This is a genomic window from Psychrobacter sp. APC 3281, assembly GCF_030407815.1.
GTDB lineage: Bacteria > Pseudomonadota > Gammaproteobacteria > Pseudomonadales > Moraxellaceae > Psychrobacter.
This window is the reverse complement of the sequence record NZ_JASDCS010000007.1, coordinates 184,062-210,564: the sequence shown is the minus strand read 5'-3', so window position 1 is coordinate 210,564 and position 26,503 is coordinate 184,062. Positions and strand designations below refer to the sequence as shown.

Annotated in this window: 21 protein-coding genes; 5 read left to right on the top strand and 16 right to left on the bottom strand. The window is 42.2% G+C overall.

What is annotated here, in order from left to right:
* Positions 1 to 118 precede the first annotated feature (118 nt).
* The 5 genes from QL886_RS07855 to sdhC form a co-directional block, all read right to left on the bottom strand.
* The gene (locus tag QL886_RS07855; protein ID WP_102092685.1) at positions 119 to 2,995 is read right to left on the bottom strand and encodes a 2-oxoglutarate dehydrogenase E1 component; all 2,877 of its coding nucleotides are present in this window, start codon (positions 2,993 to 2,995) and stop codon (positions 119 to 121) included.
* A gap of 915 nt (positions 2,996 to 3,910) precedes the next feature.
* Complete coding sequence (locus tag QL886_RS07850) at positions 3,911 to 4,621, bottom strand: succinate dehydrogenase iron-sulfur subunit (RefSeq protein WP_055123743.1); 711 nt, start codon at positions 4,619 to 4,621, stop codon at positions 3,911 to 3,913.
* A 223-nt stretch (positions 4,622 to 4,844) separates the two neighbouring features.
* Positions 4,845 to 6,695: a succinate dehydrogenase flavoprotein subunit gene (sdhA, locus tag QL886_RS07845; RefSeq protein ID WP_057757857.1), complete on the bottom strand. Its 1,851-nt coding sequence runs from the start codon at positions 6,693 to 6,695 to the stop codon at positions 4,845 to 4,847.
* Between the two features lie 329 nt (positions 6,696 to 7,024).
* Positions 7,025 to 7,429: a succinate dehydrogenase, hydrophobic membrane anchor protein gene (sdhD, locus tag QL886_RS07840; RefSeq protein WP_057762261.1), complete on the bottom strand. Its 405-nt coding sequence runs from the start codon at positions 7,427 to 7,429 to the stop codon at positions 7,025 to 7,027.
* A 2-nt stretch (positions 7,430 to 7,431) separates the two neighbouring features.
* The gene (sdhC, locus tag QL886_RS07835; protein WP_082624524.1) at positions 7,432 to 7,818 is read right to left on the bottom strand and encodes a succinate dehydrogenase, cytochrome b556 subunit; all 387 of its coding nucleotides are present in this window, start codon (positions 7,816 to 7,818) and stop codon (positions 7,432 to 7,434) included.
* Positions 7,819 to 8,835: 1,017 nt separating this feature from the next.
* On the opposite strand from sdhC, the gene gltA reads away from it, so the two are divergent.
* Entirely contained in the window at positions 8,836 to 10,116 is a 1,281-nt protein-coding gene (gene gltA / locus QL886_RS07830) for a citrate synthase (protein WP_057757851.1), read from the top strand.
* A gap of 132 nt (positions 10,117 to 10,248) precedes the next feature.
* Here gltA and QL886_RS07825 read toward each other — a convergent pair whose 3' ends face one another.
* Positions 10,249 to 11,181, bottom strand: coding sequence for a hypothetical protein (locus tag QL886_RS07825; RefSeq protein WP_290178262.1), 933 nt, complete (start codon positions 11,179 to 11,181; stop codon positions 10,249 to 10,251).
* A 205-nt stretch (positions 11,182 to 11,386) separates the two neighbouring features.
* Positions 11,387 to 11,914: a type IV secretion protein Rhs gene (locus tag QL886_RS07820; protein WP_290178261.1), complete on the bottom strand. Its 528-nt coding sequence runs from the start codon at positions 11,912 to 11,914 to the stop codon at positions 11,387 to 11,389.
* A gap of 437 nt (positions 11,915 to 12,351) precedes the next feature.
* Here QL886_RS07820 and QL886_RS07815 point away from each other — a divergent pair, with 437 nt between their 5' ends.
* Both QL886_RS07815 and ribBA read left to right on the top strand, forming a co-directional pair.
* Positions 12,352 to 13,641: a replication-associated recombination protein A gene (locus tag QL886_RS07815; RefSeq protein ID WP_290178260.1), complete on the top strand. Its 1,290-nt coding sequence runs from the start codon at positions 12,352 to 12,354 to the stop codon at positions 13,639 to 13,641.
* A gap of 345 nt (positions 13,642 to 13,986) precedes the next feature.
* The gene (ribBA, locus tag QL886_RS07810) at positions 13,987 to 15,099 is read left to right on the top strand and encodes a bifunctional 3,4-dihydroxy-2-butanone-4-phosphate synthase/GTP cyclohydrolase II (protein WP_290178259.1); all 1,113 of its coding nucleotides are present in this window, start codon (positions 13,987 to 13,989) and stop codon (positions 15,097 to 15,099) included.
* A 148-nt stretch (positions 15,100 to 15,247) separates the two neighbouring features.
* Here the strand turns inward: ribBA and QL886_RS07805 are convergent, their stop codons facing one another.
* The 6 genes from QL886_RS07805 to QL886_RS07780 all read right to left on the bottom strand — a co-directional run bounded on the left by QL886_RS07805 (position 15,248) and on the right by QL886_RS07780 (position 21,260).
* Positions 15,248 to 15,739 (bottom strand): thioesterase family protein, encoded by a 492-nt coding sequence (locus QL886_RS07805; protein ID WP_290178258.1) that lies wholly within the window; start codon positions 15,737 to 15,739, stop codon positions 15,248 to 15,250.
* Positions 15,740 to 15,791: 52 nt separating this feature from the next.
* Positions 15,792 to 16,826, bottom strand: a complete 1,035-nt coding sequence (locus QL886_RS07800; protein WP_290178257.1) for a hypothetical protein — start codon at positions 16,824 to 16,826, stop codon at positions 15,792 to 15,794.
* Between the two features lie 60 nt (positions 16,827 to 16,886).
* Positions 16,887 to 17,888, bottom strand: coding sequence for a uroporphyrinogen-III synthase (locus QL886_RS07795; protein ID WP_290178256.1), 1,002 nt, complete (start codon positions 17,886 to 17,888; stop codon positions 16,887 to 16,889).
* A gap of 110 nt (positions 17,889 to 17,998) precedes the next feature.
* Positions 17,999 to 19,033 (bottom strand): hydroxymethylbilane synthase, encoded by a 1,035-nt coding sequence (hemC, locus tag QL886_RS07790; RefSeq protein ID WP_290178255.1) that lies wholly within the window; start codon positions 19,031 to 19,033, stop codon positions 17,999 to 18,001.
* A gap of 228 nt (positions 19,034 to 19,261) precedes the next feature.
* Complete coding sequence (locus tag QL886_RS07785; protein ID WP_290178254.1) at positions 19,262 to 19,999, bottom strand: LytTR family DNA-binding domain-containing protein; 738 nt, start codon at positions 19,997 to 19,999, stop codon at positions 19,262 to 19,264.
* Positions 20,000 to 20,327: 328 nt separating this feature from the next.
* On the bottom strand, positions 20,328 to 21,260 hold the full coding sequence (locus tag QL886_RS07780) for a sensor histidine kinase (RefSeq protein WP_290178253.1): 933 nt from the start codon (positions 21,258 to 21,260) through the stop codon (positions 20,328 to 20,330).
* 332 nt (positions 21,261 to 21,592) lie between these two features.
* Here QL886_RS07780 and argH point away from each other — a divergent pair, with 332 nt between their 5' ends.
* Positions 21,593 to 22,966, top strand: a complete 1,374-nt coding sequence (gene argH / locus QL886_RS07775; protein WP_290178316.1) for an argininosuccinate lyase — start codon at positions 21,593 to 21,595, stop codon at positions 22,964 to 22,966.
* Positions 22,967 to 23,282: 316 nt separating this feature from the next.
* The gene (locus QL886_RS07770; protein ID WP_057757820.1) at positions 23,283 to 23,573 is read left to right on the top strand and encodes an oxidative damage protection protein; all 291 of its coding nucleotides are present in this window, start codon (positions 23,283 to 23,285) and stop codon (positions 23,571 to 23,573) included.
* Positions 23,574 to 23,672: 99 nt separating this feature from the next.
* On the opposite strand, the gene phoU is transcribed toward QL886_RS07770, so the two are convergent.
* The 3 genes from phoU to pstA all read right to left on the bottom strand — a co-directional run bounded on the left by phoU (position 23,673) and on the right by pstA (position 26,489).
* Positions 23,673 to 24,455 (bottom strand): phosphate signaling complex protein PhoU, encoded by a 783-nt coding sequence (phoU, locus tag QL886_RS07765; RefSeq protein ID WP_290178252.1) that lies wholly within the window; start codon positions 24,453 to 24,455, stop codon positions 23,673 to 23,675.
* Between the two features lie 119 nt (positions 24,456 to 24,574).
* Positions 24,575 to 25,333 carry a phosphate ABC transporter ATP-binding protein PstB gene (gene pstB, locus QL886_RS07760; RefSeq protein WP_218870065.1) on the bottom strand — a complete coding sequence of 253 codons (759 nt, stop codon included), beginning with the start codon at positions 25,331 to 25,333 and terminating at the stop codon, positions 24,575 to 24,577.
* A 250-nt stretch (positions 25,334 to 25,583) separates the two neighbouring features.
* Positions 25,584 to 26,489, bottom strand: coding sequence for a phosphate ABC transporter permease PstA (gene pstA, locus QL886_RS07755; RefSeq protein WP_102078265.1), 906 nt, complete (start codon positions 26,487 to 26,489; stop codon positions 25,584 to 25,586).
* Positions 26,490 to 26,503: the final 14 nt, after the last annotated feature.

Below are 26,503 nucleotides of genomic sequence, written 5' to 3'. Positions count from 1 at the left end.
TTAAGTCGTGATAGGCAGTCAGTAATCTTCTAATAACTTTGCTTATATTTTATTAAAAAACACTGACTGTCATCGCCTGATTCATTTATCTTCTATAATCTTTTGATTAGACAAGGTGTTACTGAGCTAATTCATCAACACTTATGCCAAGGCCACCAGCAATAAGTGCTTGCTGTTGTTGAGCATGCAGTTTCGGTGATCCTGTTGCAGGGGCTGCACTAGGAGGACGCGCTACTGGCTCCATGACTTTTGCTTTAGTTGGATGCGGTACGACAATACGGAACATGTGCGGTGCTAAATAGTACCAAGCGCCTTGGTTCAATGGCTCTTCTTGCGTCCATACGATTTCAGTTAGGTTGCTGTATTTTTCGATTTCAGCGATTAAGCGAGTCTCTGGCAATGGATACAATTGCTCAATACGAACGATAGCCACATGATCAAGACCTAATGCACGGCGCTGCTCTAACAAATCATAATAAACCTTACCACCACACAGAACCATACGAGTCACTTTATCTGCGTTGTGATCGTCCATCTCTGGCAATACCGTCTCAAACTTACCATTAGCAAGCTCTTCTAGATTAGAAGTCGCTAGCTTATGACGTAATAAGCTCTTTGGTGACATAACGATCAACGGCTTACGGATAGGACGTACTGCCTGACGACGTAATGCATGATAAATTTGCGCAGGAGTCGTTGGGGTAATGACCTGCATGTTGTCTTCAGCACATAGCTGTAAGAAACGCTCTAGACGTGCAGATGAATGCTCAGGGCCTTGACCTTCGAAACCATGTGGTAGCAACATCGTCAAACCACAAACACGCTGCCATTTGGTCTCGCCGCTTGAGATGAACTGGTCAATCACAACCTGAGCACCGTTAACGAAATCACCAAACTGTGCTTCCCAAACGATCAATGCGTTCGGTACGGTGGTCGCATAACCATATTCAAAGGCTAGTACCGCTTCTTCTGACAACAATGAGTTGTAAGTAGCAAAGCGTGCTTGATTTTCGCTCAGATGAGACAACGGTACATACATGCTACCATCATTAACATTGTATATTTCACTGTGGCGATGTGAGAAAGTACCACGGCCAACATCTTCACCAGTAATACGTACTAGTACGCCGTCATTATCAACCAATGATGCATAAGCCAATGTCTCAGCTGCACCCCAGTTAAGAGGCTCTTCGCCCGTTTGCATCGCTAAACGCTGCTCAACAACTTTTTGAACCTGACGTTGTAGCTTATAGCCTTCTGGCATTTCGGCCATACGGCGTCCATAACCTTTAAGCTTTTCGATATCAACGCTGGTATCCCAGTCATCAACCAAGTCATGACCTAGATAAGGTTTCCAATCTACAAATAACTGCTCGTTAGGCTCTTGAACCAATGAGCTAACAACATAATCACCACGGTCTAACGACTCACGATAATCATCTTCGTACTGTTTCTCTTCTTCGGCATTCAAGATACCTTCTGCAATAAGTTTTTGCGCATACAGAGTACGAGTAGTCGGAAGCTTCTTAATAACAGCATACATCAATGGCTGAGTTGCAGATGGCTCATCTGCCTCATTATGGCCATTACGGCGATAGCAGAACAAATCAATGATGATGTCTTTGTCAAACTTATGACGATAATCTAATGCTAACTGAGCAGCAAATACGACTGCTTCAGGATCATCACCGTTCACATGTAAGATAGGAGCATGAACCATTTTAGCGACATCAGTACAATATTCAGTTGAACGAACATCTTCTTGACGACTAGTAGTAAAGCCAACTTGGTTATTAATCACGATATGCACAGTACCGCCAGTGGTATAAGCACGGGTCTGTGACATTTGGAAAGTTTCTTGAACCACACCTTGACCCGCAAAAGCAGCATCACCATGAATCACGATAGGTAATACTGAATTACCACCAGTATTGTCTAGTAGTGGCTGATCGTTACGGCGTACTTGACGAGCACGTACTGAGCCTTGTAGTACTGGCGCGACAATTTCAAGATGCGATGGGTTAAATGCTAAAGCCAAATGCGCTTCGCCACCTGGTGTCATCACATTAGATGAGAAACCATTGTGGTATTTAACGTCACCTGAGCCTTTTTCTGGCTGTACTTTACCATCAAACTCATCAAATAAGTCTGCAGGGTTTTTACCTAAGATGTTGACTAGTAGGTTTAAGCGGCCACGGTGAGCCATACCAATGACCATTTCTTTGGTGCCATAACCACCAGCACGTTGAATGATTTCATTGATCGCAGGAATAAAGCTCTCACCACCTTCCAAACCAAAACGCTTAACACCTGTATATTTACGAGCAAGGTATTTTTCTAGACCTTCAGCAGCCGTTAAGCGCTCAAGAATAGATAAACGTTTTTCTTTGTCGAATTTGATATAACCTAGATTAGTCTCTAGGTATTCTTCCATCCAGCGTTTTTCTGTACTGGTGGTAACGTGCATATACTCGACACCGATATGGCCACAGTAAACACGTTCCATAATTTCGATGATTTCGCGCAATGTCGCTTCATCTTTACCAATAACTAAATCATTGGTCGGGAATACGGTATCGAGATCAGCTTCTGACAAATTATGATAAGCAAGCGTCAAATCTTCTACTTCTGCACGTGGATGCAGATCTAAAGGATCAAGCTTGGCACGGCGATGACCGCGACGACGATATGCTGAGATTAATTGCTGTACGCCCATCTGCTTAGGATCACAGTTGGCAGAGCTGCTAGAGTCGGTATCAGTACTGCTACTCTTATTTGCCGTTTGATTACGAGCAAGTAGTAAGAACTGATCTTTGATAGCGTTATGCTGAGCATCGTTCTGCGACTTATACTGTTCAAAGTACGTTTGCCAGTCAGTATCAACGCTATCAGGGTCTGTTAGGTATTGCTCGTAGAGAGCTTCTATATAGTTGGCGTTATCGGCAGCCAGTTCAGTATGTACTTGGCCAGATTTTTCTTTGGTTATACTATTCATAATAATCGTCTATTTGATAGATAAATGAATGGAATCGTGCTTATTATTGTGTCAGTCGTTGTATGCTCAGGTAGTTAGACAATGTGTCATATCCTGTTAAATACTATTCGATAAAACACTTTTATCCCTAAGTATTGCCATCACCATAGAATATTGCTGTCATTGTCTACAAGAGCAAGTGATGCTAAATAGTGGTAACAAGTCTTATTGCAATACCCGTCTAAAAATAAAACTATTTGTGAACGCTCAGTTTTCTTATCTAGCTCGTTTCACAACATTAATTTATATATACTTCTTTGAGTCATAACCAATCCATTAATGATAAGCTATTAATAGATAATTATATTTTCAGCTAGCCTATAAACTGGTTATTGATGCAGAATTACCCTAAATTTGCTGATAAACCCTGCCTTTTCAGACAGACATACATTGCTGTATAGATTATCATGCCCATTTTTTGCGACATAGTTTGTTTGTTCAATACTAGGTATTTATGTAATGAATATCTATCATCAATTATAAACGCATAATCATTGTGCGCATAGTATTTTAGCCCGATAATGTCATAATGTGTTCAAACGACACATATTAAGCGCCAAAAAGACGCTTTGATCATCTCATTAAATACCAAATACAATTATACCAAAATTCGACTATGTCTATATTTGATTATATAGGGTGATTGTCTATATATTATTTCTTCTTACATACGACCAACGTATTGACCATACAGTTTTACTCATAAATCATTTAATACCTATTTTTCAATAGGCTAAATTCATCATATTTTTTTAAATGACAAGTTAGCTGTAAAAAGTAGTAAACCTATATATCAGCTTTTTAACTAACAAAAACACCACCTAATGAATAGGTGGTGTTTTTCGTATGGTAACTATAAAGGTCAATTATTTATGCTTAACCAGCTTGGTCAATCAACATATTACGTAAATGACCGATCGCTTTGGTTGGATTCAAGCCTTTTGGACAAACTGATACACAGTTCATGATACCGCGGCAACGGAACAAGCTAAACGGATCGTCTAAGCGAGCTAAACGTGCTTGAGTATCACCGTCACGGCTATCGGCAACGAAGCGATAAGCATGCAGTAATGCTGATGGACCTAGGAACTTATCAGGGTTCCACCAGAAAGATGGGCAGCTGGTTGAACAACAAGCACATAGAATACATTCGTATAGACCGTTCAGTTTTTCACGCTGTTCAGGTGACTGTAAACGCTCAGTTGGCGGTGCTGGCTGATCGTTGATTAAGTATGGATGTACTTTTTCATACTGCTCATAGAACTGGTTCATATCAACAACCAAATCACGAACCACTGGCAAACCAGGTAGCGGACGAACCGTTACTTTTTCTGGTAGCGTGTTCATGTTGATTAGACATGCCAAACCGTTCTTACCATTGATGTTCATGCCGTCAGAGCCACAAATACCTTCACGGCAAGAGCGACGGAAAGTAAGCGTTTCGTCTTCTTTCTTTAGGCGTAATAGTACGTCAAGCAACATACGATCTGAATCAAGTAGCTCAATCGTATAAGTTTGCATGCGTGGCGCTGCGTCCAGATCTGGATCGTAGCGATAGATTTCGATGGTGCGAGTACCTCGGCTCATAATGCTAAACTCCACACGTAGGTGATGGCGGGCATACAAAGATTGCAACATATTTGCGCTAGCTATTAATCAGTACTGATAACCAATATCGGATACTAATTAATAGCGTAGTAGCGCTGGCATGAGCATGTAGCTAGCGGTCACCTTTTTAATAAATTAATAAGGGATAAAACGTTAACACTGCTGTTATCTATCAACTATATATAAAGTATGCAGTCTAGAATTAGTAGACGCGAACTTTTGGTTCGATATAATCAACGGTTAATGGCACTTTACGTACTGGCTTATAAATGATGCGATTGCCTTCAGAGTACCATAAAGTATGCTTCATCCAATCGTGGTCATTACGGCCGTTAGGTGCGTAATCATCATCTTCTGGACGATCATAATCGGATACACTGTGCGCGCCGCGGCTTTCATGACGCTTCGCTGCAGATATCATTGTCGCTTTTGCTACTTCATACAAGTTAGCAACTTCGAATGCTTCAATACGTGCTGTGTTGAACACTTGTGATTTATCGCCAAGATGAATCTTGTCGATCTTTTCACCTAGCGCTAAAATTTTCTCAACACCTTCGTCCATCATCGCTTGCGTACGGAATACACTAGCGTGTTTTTGCATCGTAGCACGAATCTCATCAGCCACGTCTTGCGCGTTGTAGCCTTCAGTAGACTGTTGCAACTTGTCTAAACGCTTCACTGTAAAATCAAGTACACGTGGATCAAGTGGCTTATAGTTATGATCGGCATGATGGAATTCATCAACGATATGCTTACCAGCTGCACGACCAAATACCAATAGATCTAGTAGAGAGTTCGTACCTAGACGGTTAGCACCATGTACACTTACACAAGCACATTCGCCGATTGCATAAAGACCTTTAACCACATTGCCTTTAGCATATAGGCCGTCTTCATCAGTACCTGCTTCTAGATCCGGTACAATCACTTGACCATGAATAGTGGTCGGAATACCGCCCATCATGTAGTGAATGGTCGGGATTACTGGAATTGGCTCTTTAGTGATGTCAACGTTGGCGAAGTTTTTACCGATCTCAAATACTGATGGTAGACGCTTCATGATGGTTTCAACACCTAGATGCGTCATATCCATTACGATATGATCAGCATTAGGACCACAACCACGGCCTTCTTTGATTTCTTGGTCCATAGAGCGTGATACTAAATCACGCGGTGCCAAGTCTTTCACGGTTGGTGCATAACGCTCCATGAACGCTTCACCATCCTTGTTACGCAAGATAGCACCTTCACCGCGGCAACCTTCAGTCAATAGTACACCTGCACCATGAACACCAGTTGGGTGGAACTGCCAGAACTCCATATCTTGTAATGGAATACCAGCACGTACTGCCATGCCAATACCGTCACCAGTATTGATATAAGCATTGGTAGAAGCTGCGAAGATACGACCAGCACCACCTGTCGCTAGGACAGTAATTGGTGATTGGAATACAGCAATCGTACCCGTTTCTTGCTCAAGCGCGACGACACCGTTGATGTTACCAGCTTCGTCTTTGATCAAATCAAGCGCGATCCACTCGATAAAGAATTCAGTACCCTGCTCTAGGTTTTTCTGATATAGCGTATGTAATAGTGCATGACCTGTACGGTCAGCAGCGGCACAAGCACGTTGTACTGCTTTTTCGCCATAGTTAGACGTATGACCACCGAACGGACGCTGATAAATCGTACCATCTTCGTTACGGTCAAACGGCATGCCCATGTGCTCAAGCTCATAGACTACTTTTGGCGCTTCACGGCACATATATTCGATAGCGTCTTGGTCACCTAACCAATCTGATCCTTTAACGGTATCATAAAAGTGAAAGTGCCAGTTGTCATTGCTCATGTTACCCAAACTTGCACCGATACCACCCTGAGCGGCAACCGTGTGCGAACGCGTTGGGAATACTTTGGTAAGGACTGCAACCTTCATGCCTGCTTCCGCTAAATGCAATGAAGCACGCATACCTGAGCCGCCGCCACCAACGATAACTGCATCGTAGTTTAGGGTCTTGATATTACTAATGGTATTGTCTTGTCTAGTTGCCATTACGGTTTTCCTAATGCCTGTTAATGCGTAAAAGTAAATCAAAGACTGTTTAAGACATCTCTATTGCAGCTATAAAGGCTTACTATTTGGCCATTTCTACGCTTATAAAATAAAGAGTCTTAATAGTCGTTAACCACTTAATTTGCATATCTATCGTTATACTGGATAAGCCTACTCAACTATAATCAGATTAGCTGATCAGTAATGCTAGTCCAATGCTATGACTATTCTTGGCTATCAACGGATGACTCTAAAATACTTTGCCAACTAATATATCAGTTGGATGCATCCGTCGTTATATATAGATATCAGAGCTTTTTATGAGATGGTTAAACGGCAGCGATACCGAAACCGTTACCCCAAAAAATCATGATGCCCCAAAATAGAAATACTAAAATAGCGATAATCATCAATGACTGTAGTACTAAACGTAAACCTGCTGCGCTTGAGCCCAGTTTGCCTGTTGTAATATAGTCAGTAAATACTGTCCACATCCCAACCCAAGCATGACCAGCTAGTGCAAGTACTGCAACCAAGCTGAATAGACGCATCGGTAGGCTGGTCATAAATGATGACCATTCAACGAAAGTGACATCGCCATGGGTCAAAAAGAAGCCTAGCAATACCACACTATAAACGGCTAAAACAACAGCACTAATACGCTGAATAATCCAATCACGTGAGCCTGAACCTGTCAGACCAGTAGCACTTTTGATTCCTGAATCATTTTTTATCATTAGAACATCACCCATACAAATGACGCGACAACTAAAATCGCTGCAATCACAAAACTGACCATAGAGGCAGTGCGGCCAGATTTTAGCTCTTCGTTCATACCCATATCAGCAAATAAATGTTTAATACCCATTACAAAATGATATGCAATGGCGGCAACAAATATCCATGCCAAAAAGCGCACGAGTACGTTGTCAAATACGGTCGCAAAACTCTCAGGCGATGCCAATGAGTTCTGTAGTATCCATAACATGACAGGAATCAATAAAAATAAAATAATGCCAGAGATACGATGCAAGATAGAGGCGATCGCGATCGGTGAGCGATTAACGCTAATCACTTGGCTTAAAGGCAGATCAATAGGTCGGTTGCTTTTCACAGCGGGCATCCTTTTGCGGTTATACTCCTGTATCTGCTATCAACGCCTGACATAAATAGTGCCAATTGAGCATTGAGCAACACACGAGACGAATAAAGTAAGGAAGAGCTAGCTGACTTCGTTTAGTTTGCGCTAAATATGAAGAAAGGATCATGTATATAAAGGTATTGATAGACTGTTCAATGTCGCTTGTCGAATCGACAGGCCTATCAAACAACCTATCTATTATACAACAAAGAGAATAAACATGAGTAACATCGACTAACCAGTCTATTTTAGAGGTCGTATGAATAGTAAGACAACGTTACTATGTCTTCTATATCAGAGCAGACCTTATATTAGGCACTTGAAATCTTGTGCTAAACAAATCAAAAAGATTGGTTAAGAAGAAAGTTCAAACCATAGAATGCGGTTTGGTCTATCGTAACACCAGACAATCGTAAATAAGCATGAATAGAAGACGCTCTGAACGACACTATAACATGGTCATTTATTAATTCGCGCAAAGCTAGTGCCAGTTAATTCCTACAATTATAAAATGCCTGAGCAATAATTACAAATTTATCCATTCAGTAAGAATATATACATATTTAATCAATAAATGAATGGATAAGAATAATACTGGTTTTAACAATGATTATTATGACAAACTTTAATCCGCTTACTAGGCATAGTCTGCCAGTTTTTGGTGTCATTATTTATGAGTTTTGTCTCTAAAATATATTTAGAAACCCAAAATATTGGCTCAATAATGCTGCTATAAACTTGCTCAAAAACAGAGGGATTTTAAGCAAAATAACCTGACAGACATATTTTGATACAAAAATTACAGCGAATAACTACCGCCACACCGCGCCAATTGGACACATGGTCCATAAAAGTTTTTTCAAATCATCAAGAATTGCTGCTAATATACCCTGCGTACTAAATGAGTTGAATGCACTTTTACCGTTCAACCGACAATGACGCGAGGGTATGCGTCTGTAGTAATTTATTCTAACAAGTCAAACCAATGGAGAGCAATTTATGGCTGATACTAATGCCAAACTAACCGTGAATGGTGAAGAATACGAACTTCCTATTATTAAAGGTACTTTAGGGCGCCCAGTTATCGATATTGCTGCTTTACAAGAATCAGGATTTTGGTCTTATGACCCTGGTTTTAAAGTAACTGCTCCTGTTGAATCAAAGATTACTTATATCGATGGTGGCAAAGGCGAGTTATTACACCGCGGCTACCCTATCGACGAGCTAGCGAACAATGCTGAATACCTAGAAGTTGCTTATGCACTTCTACATGGTGATCTACCTACTGCTGAACAAAAAGCAGAATTTTTTGAAAAAATCCGCGAGCATACTCCTGTTCATGATCAATTGCGTAAGTTCTTTGAAGGCTTCCGCCGTGACGCGCATCCAATGGCTATTATGGTTGGTGTTGTTGGTGCCTTATCAGCGTTCTATCATGAAGACCTAGACGTGAGCAATGAAGAACATCGCGAAATCACAGCTATTCGTCTGATTGCTAAAATGCCTACGCTTGCTGCGATGAGTTATAAATACTCACAAGGCGAACCGTTCATGTATCCGCGTAACGACTTTAACTACGCAGAAAACTTCTTATACATGATGTTTGCAACGCCTGCTGACGTAGACTACGAGAAAAACGACGTTATCACTCGCGCAATGGACAAAATCTTTACTTTACATGCTGACCATGAGCAAAACGCTTCTACGTCAACGGTACGTTTAGCTGGTTCTACTGGTGCAAACCCTTATGCATGTATCGCTGCTGGTATCGCAGCCCTTTGGGGACCATCACATGGCGGCGCGAACGAAGCTGTTCTTGAGATGTTAGACGAAATCGGTACTGTTGAGAACGTGCCTGAATTCATGGAAAAAGTGAAGAGCCGTGAAGTGAAGCTAATGGGCTTTGGTCACCGTGTTTACAAAAACTTCGATCCACGCGCTCAAGTAATGAAAGAGACTTGTGATGAAGTACTAGAAGCACTAGGTATCAACGATCCTAAGCTTGAATTGGCGATGGCACTAGAGAAAATTGCGCTAGAAGACCCGTTCTTCATCGAGCGTAACCTATATCCAAACGTTGATTTCTACTCTGGTATCATCTTGAAAGCCATTGGTATCCCAACGTCAATGTTTACCGTAATCTTTGCATTGGCTCGTACTTCAGGTTGGATCAGCCATTGGTTAGAAATGCACAGCGCTCCGTTCAAAATCGGTCGCCCACGCCAGTTATACACTGGTGAAACGCGCCGTGATTTTGTAAAAGTTGAAGATCGTAAGTAAGCAAAAATAATCGTTACCCAATAAAAAATCCCGCCATCGTGCGGGATTTTTTATTGTTTTAACTTTCTTTATTCGATACTGACTGTTTTATGAGAAATGATTAATTCAATCAGTTCATAAAAATATAGTCAGTTACTGAAACTCTTTTAACGTTTGCTCATATTTGGCAATCTGCTCATCGTATCCTTCGATAGTTTCATTAAACTTAGCCATTAAAGCTTCAAACTCTTGTTGCTGCTTCTGTTTCATTTGCTGCATATCAACCACTTGTTGGGCTTCTATTTGTTCCCATACTTGATGCTGAATAATTAAACGGGCAAGTGCCGGACTTTTTGCACTTACTCTACCAGCAATCTCTGCATGCTCAAATAACTGAGGAACCAAGGTTGCCACATTGATTAATGTATCAGAATCCTCTGCGCTCAGCGGTGTTGTCACCGGTTGATATAAGGCATCCATGGTTTGCTGATAGCGTTCTATGATTTGATCCTCGGTCAACATAACAGGTTTGCGCGGCTCAAGACTGATGCGTTTTAAAACCGTTAAGTCACGCTCACCAACTTCAGTGCTAGTATTGACGTCAACCTCTGCATCTACATTTGGATTGCTGTTTATCGGGGCGATATCGATATTCGATGACACCACTTCTTCAGAACTGGTAGCAGTAGTATTTGCAATAGGAGCGGTACCATCGGTCGCTACTTCGTTATTACTATCTGTATTTTCACTATTATTAGTATCCAGTAATAAAAGCTCCTCACTGTCTGACGCATCTGCCGCTTGCAATGACTCATATTCTGTTTGCAATCGTCTCTGTAAACTCTGCGCCTGTGCGACATATATCGGCTGAAATTGTTTTATGCGCGCAGCAGCTGAGTCGCTTTTTGGCATAGGCTGACTGTCTTCTACGCTTGTTTTTTCACTGGTTTGACTGTCATCAGCTACAGGCGATGTGTCAGACTGCTGACAGCCTGTCAAAAACAACACTCCTGACAGTGCGGCTACAAGCAAAGTCGGTTGGTAGCAGGTATCAATATTAGGCTTTACTGACAAAAATTTAAACATGAGAGTGCATATCCTTTGGTAAAGCAAAATTATTAAAGGGTAAATTACAATTGCGGTTCATTATTCTTTGATTTTTAGCAACACAACTGACTGTTAAATTGTCCAATATAGTTATCCAGTATTTATCCAACTGACCTGTGTTTCAGTTAATGTATCGTTCTATAGCTCGGTTATGACTTATCACAGCCAAGCTTAATCTTGAAAACTAGATGACTGATGGATCATCAGTATTTTTTGCCTTAATAGGCTGCTCTGTCAAAAATGGAATACAAGCTTCCCACTCTTTGCAGTTCTGACCACTCTGACAACGTACAAAATAGTCTTGTACCATACGAGCCTGCTGCTCAATACCATACTTAAAAAATGATTTGCCTGTTTCTAACACGTAGTCGTATTTTCGGTTGATGATCGCTCCGCGTACAACCTTTAAGCCTTGCTGTAACTGCCATACGTGCGTTAGCTCATGTATAAGCCAGCTCTGTTTACTCAGCGGAGCTTCGCTAAAATCCGTAATCCAATCAGCTGCATTAAAATAAATATTGCCATTAGGACTGACTGCATAATGTTTTAGTACCCACCATGCTGTCTTTAACTGCACTTCGTCGAGTTTGATACTATTACCAAATACTGAATACGCCAACGCTATCTCGCCAGATGTAAGATAACGTGACTGCTTGCCTGTATCACTACGCAAGTAACGATTGAATAAGCGTTTAAGAGTCGGTTCAGACATCGTTAATGCAATACCTTATATTTGATAAGCCATTCTTAATAGCTAATAGTCGTGATTGGCCGAATTGTCCCATCGATACGGTAGAACTGTTAATAGTAAAGCCGTTAATATAGATGAATAATGAAAACTAAAGTGCTCCGGACACAAGCTATACGCTTAGTTAGCTTTCATTAACATATTTTTGCGCTAACCTAGCGCGTATGACTTATAACAAGTACCGTCCTTATAAACTAGCTTACTTCTACTGCTCATGTCTAATACTCATTACTATTATAAAATTGCTGCGAAAATCATGCCAAACGTATATGAGTGTTGAAACCTTATGAGGACGGTGAAGTTAGCCTAGTATGCTGTTATTTGGATTTAACTATAGAGACTTTACCGTTACTACTTTTGCAGCTAGTAAATAGTTTTTTCATTTTTCGATAGAGAGTCTTATGCCACCTAACTTCCATGCCGATACCCCACTTGCTCAGCGTATGCGCCCTACTTCTCTTACCGATATCATTGGTCAAGAGCACTTGCTAGCAGCTGGTGCACCGTTACGACGTTTGGTAGAGCAAGGGCACCTGCCATCTATTATCCTGCACGGTGAAGCAGGTATTGGCAAAACAACCATTGCGATGTTGTTAGCCGATGCCGTTAGTCGACCTTTTCATGCGCTTTCCGCGTTAAATATTGGCGTTAAACAGTTACGTGACGTCCTAGATAATAAAGATTCATTGGTATTTGAATCACCTGTAGTCTTCATTGATGAGATTCATCGCTTTAATAAAGCACAGCAAGATGCACTTTTGGGCGCAGTAGAGTCTGGTGATATTACTTTGATTGGTGCCACTACGGAGAACCCGTCATTTAGTGTCAATAACGCTCTACTATCACGTTGCCAAGTATATCGTTTAGAGCCGTTAACACCTGAGCAGATAAGTGCCGTGCTGCAACGAGCCCTTTCGGAAGACAATATACTCAAAAGGTTGACCGTCGATTTACAAGCAAAAGATACCATTAGTCAGCTGGCTCACGGTGATGCTCGAAAAGCGCTAAACTTATTAGAGTTAGCCATTCAGACCGCTGATGCCAAGCAGTCGCCAGTGATTGTTGATGATGAATTGGTCAGCCGAGTGGCACAGACTGCTTTGGTAAGATATGACAAAGATGGTGAGCAGCATTACGATATTATCTCAGCGATGATAAAGTCAGTCCGTGGCTCAGATCCGGATGCGGCATTGTATTGGATGGCACGTATGCTGGTAGGCGGTGAGCCTGCAGATTTTATTGCGCGGCGCTTAGTGATTTTGGCCAGTGAAGATATCGGTAATGCCAATCCTAATGCCTTACTCCTAGCTGATGCGGCATTACGTAGTGTGCAATCTATCGGTATGCCAGAAGCACGTATTATTTTAGGTCAAGTTGTGGTGTATTTAGCGACCAGTGCCAAAAGCAATAGCACTTATAAAGCGATCAATGCTGCGATGGCGTTGGCTGAAAAAGATGCCTCTCCTGTACCGCTACACTTGCGCAATGGCGTGACCAAGCTGATGCGTAGTCAAGGCTATGGTCAAGGTTATGCTTACCCGCACGATTATCCTAACCATTACTATCCTCAAAGCTACTTACCAGATAATTTGGTTGGTACCAGTTTCTACGAGTTTGCAGATAATCAGCGTGAGCAGCACAGTAAGCAATTTATGGACTGGCTAAAAAGCCAAGCAGCGAGCAATGACTAACTGTGATATAGATTAATAAAAATATAACGTACAGATTTTTGAGCCAGTTTTAATGCTCATTGATAATATTTATGACTATTTTTGACATACTGAACGATATAGTGGGAAGATGGCGCAGCACGTGACGCTGAAAAGCGTTAAAATAACCTCATAATGATATATGCAAGCAATTAAACGAGTCACTTTTATATCAAATTATATTGCTTATAGCGCGACTTACTTGACCGTAGTAGCGCTTTGCTTGACCGTAACAGCGCTTTGTATTATCTACTGCTACAATAAGCAGATAGAGCCTTATATTCTAAATGACACCTATTTATAAATAATAAAATATTGAGATTTACTATGAGTTTAAATGCAATCCCTGAGATTATCGAAGACATTCGTGCTGGAAAAATGGTCATCTTGATGGATGATGAAGACCGCGAAAACGAAGGTGATATCATCATGGCAGCGACGCATGTGCGCCCTGAAGATATTAACTTTATGATTACTCACGCGCGTGGCTTGGTTTGTTTGACCTTATCACAAGCGCGTTGCCAGCAATTGGCACTGCCACTAATGTCAGATCGTAACGAGGCGAAGTTTAGCACCAACTTTACTGTCTCGATTGAAGCGGCTGAAGGCGTCACCACGGGTATTTCTGCTGGTGATCGTGCACGTACTATTCAGGCAGCGGTATCTTCATCAGCAAAGCCTGAAGACATCGTTCAGCCTGGACATATTTTTCCAATTATGGCACAAAACGGCGGTGTTCTTCACCGTGCAGGACATACAGAAGCAGGTTGTGATTTAGCACGTTTAGCGGGTCTAGAGCCTGCAGCGGTGATTGTAGAGATTATCAATGCAGATGGTACGATGGCGCGCCGTGACGACCTTGAAATATTTGCAAAAGAGCATGACATCAAGATAGGCACGATTGCTGACCTTATCAATTATCGTATCGCTAATGAGCAAACGGTAGAAGAGATTGAGTCACATCCTTTTGAAACTGAATATGGTACTTTTACGCTACATCGCTTCCGTGAATTTGGCGCTGAAGAAACACATTTAGCCTTGGTAAAAGGTGATGTCAGCGAAGGCGTCAGCACTGTACGTGTACACGGTTTCCACCCATTACGTGATTTGTTTGCGGCTAAAAACGATATGACTGGCCGTAGTGGCTGGAGCGTACAGTCAGCACTAGAAGAAATCAGTGCTTCAGATCGCGGTGTGTTGGTATGGATTGGTAGCAATCAGCCAGTTGATTTGGGTGATGCGCTGGACAAAGCCGCAGACAACGAGTCTCAATCAACCATTACGCAACAGCCATATCGTAGTATCGGTGTTGGTGCACAGATATTACGTCATTTAGGTGTCCGTGATATGCGCTTATTGTCATCGCCAATGAAGTTTTTTGCATTGTCAGGTTTTGATCTAAACGTGGTTGATTTTGTTCATGCACCGCAGCAAGACTAATATCTGTTTGCACCATTGAGTGAAAAATCAATGATAAAAAAGGCACGCTAGCGTAATATTAGCGTGCCTTTTTTGTTTTTAACTATCGACTTTCAACACACAAGGGTTTCTCTAAAAAACCTGATAATCACTTCATATAGAAATCAGCTTAACACTCAGGCGTATGACCAAATTTTGCTTCCAGTGCTAGTAGTCGCTGACGCTCCTCTGTTGTCCATGGCAATTTACCTTTCCCATCCCTATCAAGACGTACGACGACTGCCTCTGCCGTAGCAACGATTGTTTCTTGCGCGGTACTATAGTAACTATACTCCATCGCCATGCTGGTATTGCCTAAACGCTTGCAGCGGACGCCTAATAATAAAGTGTCTGGATAGGTGACTGGGCGTAAATACTGGCAGCTCGATTGTGCCAAGACCGTGACCATACTGCCATCAAACATACCTAGCGCATGCAAATAACTAATACGCGCTGACTCAGCGTAACGATAGTAAACCACATTATTCAGGTGATTGAAGGCATCCATCTCTCCCCACTGTATCGGCTGATGATGAATAACAGGATAATGAGCCAATAATTCAGGGCGGTGTTCGTTTGCTGTATCAGATATAGATGTTGAGCTTTCATTAGAATGGGTCATTGCTTACCTTACATTTTATATTTTCTGTATTAACTATTGTGACTAGCTCTCATTAACGTTGCGGTTTATCTAAAATTTCTGTCGTCAATAATGGCGTTGGTTTTGGTGCATGAGCAATCAATTGATTTAGCCATACAATTACTTCTGGTATGTCACTCGGCGCTTTCATTGTCTCAAGATTACTTTGACCATCGATTGGTTTTTTATCGGCTTGTACAATACCAATCGCGCCAGCTTGTGCTGACTTTTTATTGTCGCTAGTTGAAGCTTTAGGCACCAACGTTTTTAACTGTTTACGTGCTTGCGCCAAATAGCTGACCAGTTGATCCTGCTTACGCATATTGCTGGCTTGGCTTGCTAGATTCAACGTCATGATGACTTCATGGATAGTGAGCTGACGACGCGTTAAGTTTGTACCACTAGCCGCTAGGGCATCAGTGGCATTGGTTGCTTTAGGCTGCTGTTTATTTTCAATAGCTGCATCTACCAGCTCTCGACGCTGTAAATCCGTACCTTCATAGCTGCCAAGACGCTCATGACTGTGCAAAAACTCCTGAATGTTTTGAATCGCCAGATTTTGTATTTGCCACGGGCTTGGCTGCGAGCTTTGTGCCTGCAGACGCTCAATATCTTTTAGCAAACTTTGCTTAATAACGATAGTGAGCGCAGGCGCAATCTCATTACTGCTTTGCGATAACTGCCAATGTAGACCTCGCAATAACTCAATCGCGGCACTGTCATTACTATCCGCCAACAGTCTATCAGCAGCTTTGATTTGGATACGCAATAGGTCCAACTGATTCTGAGCTTGGCTACTCGCTTTAACTCTAGGTTCTGGCAGCGTCTGCTGACTCATGGCAAATAGACGATCGTCCATTTCGTTTAATCGACTGATTACTTGCTCATTGCTCTGCAAGCGATCGTTGACACTATGCTGAAAGCGCTGCTGACTAATATATAGCCACAATAATGCAGCGATCAGTAATAAGATAACCAGCCATTGCATCCGTAGCAGCAAAATATTTGCTTGCCGGCGCTGCTGAACAGTTGAAGGATCCTTAGATAAGGACTCAGAATTCATTGACATAAGGCAGTACCGTTATTGGTATAGATAAACATGTTTAAAGCAAATGGAAAGTTTAAAGTATTATATTTTAGAATGAATGGCTGAGAGAATCGTATCTGGCGATAAATCCTCTACTCGCCAGTAGCTTAACTGCTGTGCGGCAACCATATTGGCAAGACGCTCACCCAACACAACGTAGGAAAAATCTTTTAACATAAGCGATAGACGCTGTGTTGTATTAGCCACTGCATGCGTATTTTGCTTTTTGTCTGCTGTCTTTGGTTGTTCATCATTGACAATACTTGACCAGTGCTCAAAAGCTGCCGCACTGCTGATTACGACAATTGGCTTTGGCTGCTTCAGTAGGGCAATATCTGACGCAGTACTATGAGTAAGAAATGCTTGTTGCCACTGCTGATACTGAGTCAATGCATCGATAGGCATCGTACGCTCGTACCAAGCAATACTATCGATATGTACACCGCGCGCCTGCAATGTATCAACCAATAATCGTCGACCACCAAGCCCGCGCCATATCAGTAATTTATCGCCTGCTTGTAAGCTATCGATTTCAGGCATTGCTAGCATGCCCTCATTATTGGCAGTCTCAGGCTGAAGTATTTGATAGCTCGTTGTATCTATACGCACCTGACTAAACTCTGCCGCTGTTGCTTCACCAACTGCAATTAGAGGACTAGATAGTAACAAACCTTCTGATAATCTCTGCACATACTTGTCATTACTGTCTGTCGTTTTGTATTTACGCTTTTCATGTTCAAGTGATTGCCAAGCGACTAGCCCTGAAGCTGCCGCAGTTGGACTTACGATAACAAGCGCTTTGTACTCCCCCGCCATCCACTGATGCATTAATGCAATATCTAGATCAGTTGTTTGACGTGGTCGTAGCGTCAACATTGGCATCTCAACCACTAACAATCCTGCCGCTTGCAAATGCTGAGTCAATGGTGCTGCTCGCTCTACTGGGCGAGTATTGATGACAACTTGCGGCATTACTTTTGACTTCTCATTAGCATAATTCTTATGAGAAGTTATGTATGTAGATTGAATTGGCATTGATGACATAGGTCTACCATGACAAAAAACGAATGAAAAAGGCTTAAGTCTACAAAAATGGCTAATGCTTAGATCAGCCTATCTTACGGTTAATTAAACCTATAGCGACTGTACTTTTACTACTCAGGCTGATAGATCGCTGACAAAATAGCTCCTGCGCCATCAGCAAGTAGCATTTCTGCGACATCGATACCCAATTGGTTGGCTTGGGCTTCTTGCTCGGCTTGCGTCCCAACCAACGTAGCTCGTTTCTCTGCCTTCAACAATTCGCTACCATCGGCTTGACCCACTCGACCGCGTAGCCACAGCACATTCCCACTATCGTTATTGCCGTTATCACCATTGTTATCATTATTAACACTAGTTTCTTCAGCTGTCTGCAGAACTGCATAAGCGGCGATCGGTACTTGACAACCGCCCTCTAAATGACGGTTCAGAGCACGCTCAGCGATAAGTCGAATACGGGCTTTATCATCATTGAGTGGTGCAAGTAATTTAAGTACTTCCTCATCACCTTCACGGCATTCGATTGCTAAAGCACCTTGCCCAACTGCAGGTAAGCAAGCTGCAATATCAAGTTCGCCACGTATTCTCTCGTCCAGCTCAATACGTTGCAAGCCGCTCGTTGCCAGAATAATGGCATCGTATTCACCAGCATCTAGCTTGCCCAAACGAGTGCCAACATTGCCGCGCAAGGTGTTGATTTGCAGGTCAGGGCGATAGGCTTTGATCTGGCATTGACGACGTAAACTCGATGTCCCAACGACTGCACCTTGTGGTAGCTCATCAATACTATTATAAGTGTTTGAGACAAAGGCATCTGTTGGTGAGGCGCGTTTACAGTAGACGCCTAAGGTCAGGCCTTCGGGAAGCTGCATGGGCACATCTTTTAGCGAGTGCACTGCAATATCAGCTTGTTTATCATACAGCGCTTGTTCAAGCTCTTTTACAAACAGTCCTTTACCACCGATTTTGGCCAAAGGTGTGTCCAAAATCTTGTCACCCTTAGTGACAATTTTTAGTAAATTAATCGTCAGATTAGGATACAGCGCTAATAAACGATCACGAATATGCTCAGCCTGCCATAAGGCTAGCGGACTTTGACGTGTAGCGATATTTAGAGTAGTCAAAACAGGTTGCTGCGGATTGCTCATAAAGGGCCTCAATAAGTTCGATACTAATACTATAGTGGCTATAGTCCCAATGTCAGTACTGTTCATATTTATACTGAGTAATATCGATATTACTCGATAGGGCAAGTTTGCCAAAGCATAGGCGACTCAAATGATTAATAGTAGATGCTGACGCAAAAAAATACCCCTATTTAAGCATAAATAAGGGTTTGATGATATGGAATGATTGGTCGCTATCAGGACAGCCTATTACATGCTTTGGATTTTATCACGTAAGGCAGGTAAGTGACGACGACTGACCGCTAGCGTCTCATCAATACCTTTAAATCGTATCTGATACTGGCCTGCATCCAAAGTTTCTAAAAAGTCCAAATAACTAAGGTTGATGATGGCATTGCGATGTACTCGGAACAGACGATCATCAAACTCTTGCTCTAACTCTTTTAGCGTTTCATCAATCAATACCATGCCATCTTTGTGACGCACTTTGACGTATTTTTGATCTGCTGCAAAATAGTAGATATCCTTTAGCTTAATCAGTTCAACACCGCGATGCGTACGAGCAGCGATATGTTCACGTATCGGACGTGCTGTCGGGTCTTCAAGCTTGCGAATTTCATTTAGTTGAGCAGCATTTAGGTTCTTTGCTTTGTTTAATGCCTCTAGTATCTCATCTTTGTTTGCAGGTTTCAGCAAATAGCCAATTGCATTGGCTTTTAACGCTGCGATCGCATAATGGTCGTATGCCGTCACAAAGATAATCGCTGGTGGATGCTCAAGTTTGGCAAGCTCTTGAGCACAGCGCACGCCGTCCATTTCAGGCATTCGGATATCTAATAATATAATATCTGGCTGCTGGGTTTTTACAGCGACGATGGCTTCTGCACCTGTTGTGGCTTGAGCAACTACCTCATGGCCTGACTCCTGTACAATTCTCACCAAGCGCTCACGCGCTAGGGGCTCATCATCACAAACTACGATACGCATGCAAACTCCCATCCAAGGACATACTTAATATTTTTTTCAATAGTATTACGGCTATATTAGCACTCATTATCAATCACTTAGAATATAAAATCTAAATTATTTAATAAGATTTTGACAAAAACTACCAATTTTTATAGCGGACAATATACTCCTGCTATCGGTAGATTTTATATGGTGTAATTGTGTTTCACGGTAGTTATGATATTACTGATTCGTACTCATTATTTATCAAACATAAATTATGACGTCTATACATGGTGATGCAATAAGTATGCCATATAGGCTTTTAGGAGTTGAAAAAGAGAGAAAGCTAATGAATAACAGTAGGTTATAAACCGACGTCTTGTAGAGGATAGTCGATGATGGTGATAATTTGAGTACTGGCTACCGAACTTTGAATGTCAGCACTTTGTCCAAAATGGGCGCGCAAACGATCAGCTTGAATATAGAAATTCATATGTTGGCGCAAATCATGGTTGATAATTAGTGTCTTTTTGGGAAGCGCAACATCAATCATGATTTTGACTCGGTGTTGTTCCCACGTGACTTCGATATTAATACAGATAGTTTCCGTGGTCATCTCTACCACATTTAGGAGTATTTTTTCTAGCACGCTCTGTAGCGTTAGCGCAGTGATAACCATGTCGTACATGATATCTTCTTCAGGCAACTTCCAATTGACTTCGAGCTTGTCCGCTAAACGACTAGATTCGATTGCCAAATAATGCTCACAAAGGTCAACCTCTTCTTCAAAGCTAATCTCACGTGTACCACTAAAACTAGCACGGAACAATGCAGAAACGTGCTGTAATAAATCAGCGGCTTTGGGCGGGTTCGATTCAATCAGTGAGACAAGTGTATTGATAGTATTAAAGAAAAAATGCGGAGCCGTACGTGCTTTTATTAGATCATTTTGTGCAGTCAATTTATATTCAAAGGACAGCTTAAGTGCATTAAGCTCACGGTAGCTACGCAAAAAATATAATAAAAATACAGTGGTAAAACCGCCCGCCAACACTGTATTGAGCACAATATTCAATACAAACGTGCGACTATCATATGTTAGCCAACCGAAATTAATCATAGATAATGTGACTAACGCCATCGAAACTGCAGCAGCAAACATTAGTAACAATACAATCCGCATACTTACACTAAGAATACTGGCATTTTTGAATACAGGGCGTAGGTAGTCAACTAAATACAGTGAGGGGATAACTGTCAGAGCGTTTTGAATGAAACTACGTAGAAACTGAATCATGAAATCTGACCAAGTGGCTAAGCTATGGCGCTCCATTACCGTTAGGAACAAGGACCAAAAAAAGATATATGTCAGCCACTGCCAAGGCCTCATGATTTCCATGAGTTTAGGAATAAAAAACTCTAAGCGTGTAGCTAGTAAGGCAACCTCATCATTTGCTATACTCGAGTTCTTATTCTTTTGACTTGTCTTGTAACGATATGAACGCCAATTCTTCAAAACCTAGTAATCCTGAATCAAGTAAAAGTTCATCTGTCTCTGATTTTAGCACAGATGGTTCTACAACAAACGTCCCAACACAAAACAGCGCTGCAAGTGGTCAAGGCCAACAAATGTGGGGCGGGCGCTTCAGTGAGGCGACAGATAGCTTCGTTGCTGCCTTTACTGCCTCTGTGGGCTTTGACCAACGCTTTGCTCGTCACGATATTCAAGGCTCGATTGCGCATGCAACGATGCTAAAAGAATGTGACATTTTAACTGCTGATGAAGTTGCCACTATTATTGATGGCTTGCAGCAAGTATTGCGCGAGATTGAAGCGGGTGAGTTTAACTGGTCGATCGCCCTTGAAGACGTGCATATGAACGTCGAGTCACGTTTGACTGACATCATAGGTGCCGTTGGTAAAAAGCTACACACTGGTCGTAGCCGTAACGATCAGGTAGCCACAGACATTCGCCTATGGTTGCGCGAAGAGACTGATAATATTATTGAGTTATTAGTACGTTTACAAAGTGGTTTACTTGATTTGGCTGAGCAACATACTGATACTATCATGCCAGGCTTTACTCATTTGCAAACAGCACAGCCTGTTAGCTTTGGGCATCACGTGATGGCATGGTTTGAGATGTTGTATCGCGATACTGAGCGTCTTGTCGATGCACGCCGCCGTATCAACCAGATGCCACTTGGTAGTGCAGCGCTTGCTGGTACAACTTTCCCAATCGATCGTACCATCACTGCTGAATTGCTAGGTTTTGAAGGTATTTGCCAAAACTCACTCGATGCTGTTTCAGACCGTGATTTTGCGATTGAGTTTACTTCAGCAGCATCTATCCTGATGATGCATATGTCGCGTATGAGCGAAGAGATTATTCTTTGGATGTCAGCACAATTTAATTTTGTGCAGATACCAGATCGCTTCTGTACGGGCTCATCGATCATGCCGCAAAAGAAAAATCCTGACGTACCTGAGTTGGTACGCGGTAAAGCGGCACGCGTCTTTGGCCAGTTGATGACTTTGCTTAGCCTGATGAAAAGCCAGCCACTCGCCTACAACAAAGACAATCAAGAAGACAAAGAGCCGTTGTTTGACTGTGTCGATACCTTAACAGGTTCGCTATTAGCGTTTGCTGATATGCTACCAAACATCACACCAAACAAAGAAAGCATGCGTGCTGCGACGATGAAAGGCTATGCGACTGCGACTGACTTGGCAGATTACCTAGTACGTCAAGGCGTGGCATTCCGTGATGCTCATGAAGTCGTTGGTAACGCTGTTGCTTTAGGCATTAAAGAGGGTGTTGATCTAAGTGATTTGTCATTGGCACAGCTACAGCAGTTTAGCGATGCCATCGGTGAGGATGTCTTTGATTATCTAACGTTAGAAGGCTCATTAGCAGCTCGTGACCATTTGGGTGGCACTGCGCCAAACCAAGTCAAGCAAGCGGTGGTCAATGGCCGTGCTCGCTTAAAAGCTTTTGCCTAACCAGTACTTTTGAATAAAAGCTAACCTGCTAATATAAATTTAACACCCGCTACTTATGCGGGTGTTTTTATTTGTCCTATGACCTTTACCGGTTTAGCTAATGTCATTTTCAAAATGTCACTAGTTTTAAGAACTTAAATAAAAAAATTAAACGTAGACAATATTTGTTATAGACCAACTACCAGAGACTTTATAACAAATGGATAGAGGCTTGACGGTATACATTAGTACCCTTTGCTAAATCTACCAAGACCGTTATCATAGACTCATATGATATTTGATTTAACCACTTAATATAATGAATAAGGAATGCCTTATGACTGAGACTTTTAACCCTCAAGCAAATACTGTGTTTTGTCGTAAATATAAGCAAGATTTACCAAAGATGCCGCATCCACCCTTCCCTAATAAAAAAGGTCAAGAGCTGCAAGAGACCGTATCTGAAAAGGCGTGGAAAGAATGGCTTGAGCATCAAACGATGCTTATTAATGAGAATCATCTCAGCATGATGGACCCTGCTGCTAAAAAGTTTTTAACAGAGCAGCGTGATAAGTTCTTAGACAACGAAGACTATGAGCGCGCACAAGGCTGGACACCAGAAAGCTAGTATTTACTCACTTTCTACTAGCTACATTTAGTAGTTATAAAAAAACGCGCTTACTATAGCGCGTTTTTTGTTATAAGGTAAAAAGCATAGTTCTTCGTATCAGCCTTCATCACTATCTGACGTTTCAAGCTCATTGCCTGACAATGTACTAACTTGACGAGCAGCTAAGCGATCATTGGCTTCTTGTACCGCTTTTTCGACCATGGCATAGTCTGAATGACGTACGTCTTGTCCACTGATATAGTTAATCACTAGCTCTGCGACATTTTGTGCATGGTCACCGATACGTTCTAGCGATCGCAATATCCACATGATATTGATGACTTTTGATACATGGCGCGAGTCTTCCATAATATAGGTCATCAAAGCACGAATGGCTGACTGATATTCGGTATTGACCGCGCTGTCATTACGCATCACTTCAAACGCTTGTTCCGCATTCGATTGACTAAAAGCTTCTAGCGAGTTGTTTAGCATCAGACGAACTTGATTGCTCAGATGCTGAACTTCAGCGTAGCCGTATGCTGATTTACCTTCTGCCGCTATTTTGCTAGCCATTCGCGCAATTTTTACCGCTTCATCGCCGATACGTTCCAAATCAACCACACCTTTACTGATTGACATGACTAAGCGCAAATCACTGGCTGCTGGCTGGCGTTTGGCGACCAATAATAAAATGTGCTCGTCGAGTTCGACTTCCATTCGATTGATATCGAAATCCATATCGATGACTTCTTGCGCCAGTGTTTCATCTTTATCGATAAGAGCATGGATGGCTTTGGCCACTTGGTTAGCCGCGCTATCACCCATGTATAAAAATAAACGGATGGCTTCATCAAGATCTTGGTCAAAACTTTTGGAGATATGCTTATCACTTTGCATGAGAGGTATTCCCTAGAATCTATATTTTAATAGCGCGGTGTGCTTGTGAAGTTAGAAAGTCGGCTTATGACATGCTAATCAGCTTTGTCTGCTTGTACCGATTTCAATCTCAATCAATGTTAGCCATAACGACCTGTAATATAGTCTTCCGTCGCGGTTTGAGTAGGTTTGGTAAATATTTGATCGGTCTCACCCATCTCAATCATATCGCCTAGATACATATAGACCGTATAATCAGATACGCGTGCTGCTTGCTGCATATTGTGAGTGACGATAGCGATCGTGTAGTCGTTTTTCAGATCTTCGATCAAATCTTCGATAGCACCCGTCGAGATAGGATCCAGTGCTGATGTCGGCTCATCAAGCAGTAATACTTCAGGCTTGGTAGCTACACTACGTGCGATACACAGACGCTGCTGCTGACCACCTGATAACGACAGTCCTGATGCTTTTAGCTTGTCTTTCACTTCTGGCCATAGCGCTGATTTTTTCAGTGCCCACTCGACGCGATGATCCAGCTCGTCTTTGCTTAATTTTTCATACAGTCGTACGCCAAAGGCGACATTGTCATAGATTGACATTGGGAACGGCGTTGGCTTCTGAAAAACCATACCAACTTGTGCACGCAGTAAGTTCACATCGATATCTTTACCCAAGATATTTTTGCCATCTAAATTGATATTGCCCTCTGCGCGCATACCTGGATATAGATCGTACATGCGGTTAAAGGTACGTAGTAGCGTAGACTTACCACAACCTGAAGGACCAATAAAAGCGGTCACTTTTTTATCGGCGATATCGATATTGATGTTTTTTAATGCCTGAAAATCATCGTAATAGAAGTTTAGATCTCGAACTTCCATTTTTGCAGCAGGCATGTTCTTGGGAATATCTTGAATCGTTTGCTTATTAAAATCAGCAGTGTTTGGTTGCTGTGCTTGGGCGCTAGTAGACATGGGTCTATTTAATAGGCTGCCTGTTGCCGTATTAAAGTTGTCAGCAGTCGTGTTCGTACGGACGTTGCTTAGGACATCATTCATAATATTTCAACCTAGCTCAATTAATTTCATATAAGTTTAAGTAAATGCTTAGCGTGCAGCGTACTACAGTCTGGTCTGCTCTCAGCCCTTATTTGGGCTGACCTCTACCACCGATAAATCTTGCCAAAATATTCAATACTAGGACAGACGCGGTGATAAGTAGTGCTGCCGCCCAAGCCAATGTATGCCAGTTGTCATAAGGACTCATCGCAAACTGGTAAATGGTATTGGGTAAGTTAGCAATAGGCTGACCCATATCTGTACTGAAGTATTGATTGTTAAGTGCGGTAAATAGTAACGGTGCTGTCTCACCAGTGATTCGAGCAAAAGCCAATAGCACACCTGTGGTCAGTCCCGCGCGCGCAGCTTTCACAGTAACCTGAGTGACCAGTTTCCATTTAGGAGTACCTAGCGCATAGGCCGCTTCGCGTAGACTATTAGGTACCAGATTCAGCATGTTTTCTGTCGTACGCACGACCACTGGAATAACAATCAGTGCCAATGCTAACGCGCCCGCCCAACCAGAGAAACTTTGACCTTTTACCATCAGTGCATAGATAAATAGACCGATGACAATCGATGGTGCTGACAATAGAATATCATTTAAGAAGCGAGTGACCTTGCCCAGCATACTGCCTTTAGAAAACTCAGATAAGTAAATACCTGTCATAAGACCAATAGGTGCACCGATAAACAAGCCTGAAAACGCCAACATGACCGAACCAACAATAGCATTGCGTAAACCGCCTGCACTCATCGGTGGCGGTGTATCAGCGGTAAAGATTGGCAACTGCACCATGCCTTGGAAGCCTTCAACAAACAAAGTCACCAAAATCCATGACAACCAAAATAAGCCAAAAACCATCGCTGACATCGCAAAGCCTAAACCTAGTTTATTGGTCAAACGACGCTTGTTATACAGACTTTGGTTGTAGCGGGTAGCGCCGTTTGGCTTAGTAGGTAGTGGTGCATTGATCGCATTGTTAGCAGGCATAATATTTATTTCCC

Bases quoted from the DNA above. Each gene is read 5' to 3' on its own strand.
- QL886_RS07820 (WP_290178261.1), bottom strand. From the start codon at position 11,914: ATGTCTGAACCGACTCTTAAACGCTTATTCAATCGTTACTTGCGTAGT.
- argH (WP_290178316.1), top strand. From the start codon at position 21,593: ATGTGGGGCGGGCGCTTCAGTGAGGCGACAGATAGCTTCGTTGCTGCC.
- QL886_RS07855 (WP_102092685.1), bottom strand. From the start codon at position 2,995: ATGAATAGTATAACCAAAGAAAAATCTGGCCAAGTACATACTGAACTG.
- pstA (WP_102078265.1), bottom strand. From the start codon at position 26,489: ATGCCTGCTAACAATGCGATCAATGCACCACTACCTACTAAGCCAAAC.
- gltA (WP_057757851.1), top strand. From the start codon at position 8,836: ATGGCTGATACTAATGCCAAACTAACCGTGAATGGTGAAGAATACGAA.
- sdhC (WP_082624524.1), bottom strand. From the start codon at position 7,818: ATGCCCGCTGTGAAAAGCAACCGACCTATTGATCTGCCTTTAAGCCAA.
- QL886_RS07825 (WP_290178262.1), bottom strand. From the start codon at position 11,181: ATGTTTAAATTTTTGTCAGTAAAGCCTAATATTGATACCTGCTACCAA.
- QL886_RS07770 (WP_057757820.1), top strand. From the start codon at position 23,283: ATGACTGAGACTTTTAACCCTCAAGCAAATACTGTGTTTTGTCGTAAA.
- QL886_RS07795 (WP_290178256.1), bottom strand. From the start codon at position 17,888: ATGTCATCAATGCCAATTCAATCTACATACATAACTTCTCATAAGAAT.
- QL886_RS07805 (WP_290178258.1), bottom strand. From the start codon at position 15,739: ATGACCCATTCTAATGAAAGCTCAACATCTATATCTGATACAGCAAAC.
- QL886_RS07850 (WP_055123743.1), bottom strand. From the start codon at position 4,621: ATGAGCCGAGGTACTCGCACCATCGAAATCTATCGCTACGATCCAGAT.
- QL886_RS07780 (WP_290178253.1), bottom strand. From the start codon at position 21,260: ATGATTCAGTTTCTACGTAGTTTCATTCAAAACGCTCTGACAGTTATC.
- sdhA (WP_057757857.1), bottom strand. From the start codon at position 6,695: ATGGCAACTAGACAAGACAATACCATTAGTAATATCAAGACCCTAAAC.
- QL886_RS07800 (WP_290178257.1), bottom strand. From the start codon at position 16,826: ATGTCAATGAATTCTGAGTCCTTATCTAAGGATCCTTCAACTGTTCAG.
- ribBA (WP_290178259.1), top strand. From the start codon at position 13,987: ATGAGTTTAAATGCAATCCCTGAGATTATCGAAGACATTCGTGCTGGA.
- QL886_RS07785 (WP_290178254.1), bottom strand. From the start codon at position 19,999: ATGCGTATCGTAGTTTGTGATGATGAGCCCCTAGCGCGTGAGCGCTTG.
- QL886_RS07815 (WP_290178260.1), top strand. From the start codon at position 12,352: ATGCCACCTAACTTCCATGCCGATACCCCACTTGCTCAGCGTATGCGC.
- hemC (WP_290178255.1), bottom strand. From the start codon at position 19,033: ATGAGCAATCCGCAGCAACCTGTTTTGACTACTCTAAATATCGCTACA.
- pstB (WP_218870065.1), bottom strand. From the start codon at position 25,333: ATGCCTGCTGCAAAAATGGAAGTTCGAGATCTAAACTTCTATTACGAT.
- phoU (WP_290178252.1), bottom strand. From the start codon at position 24,455: ATGCAAAGTGATAAGCATATCTCCAAAAGTTTTGACCAAGATCTTGAT.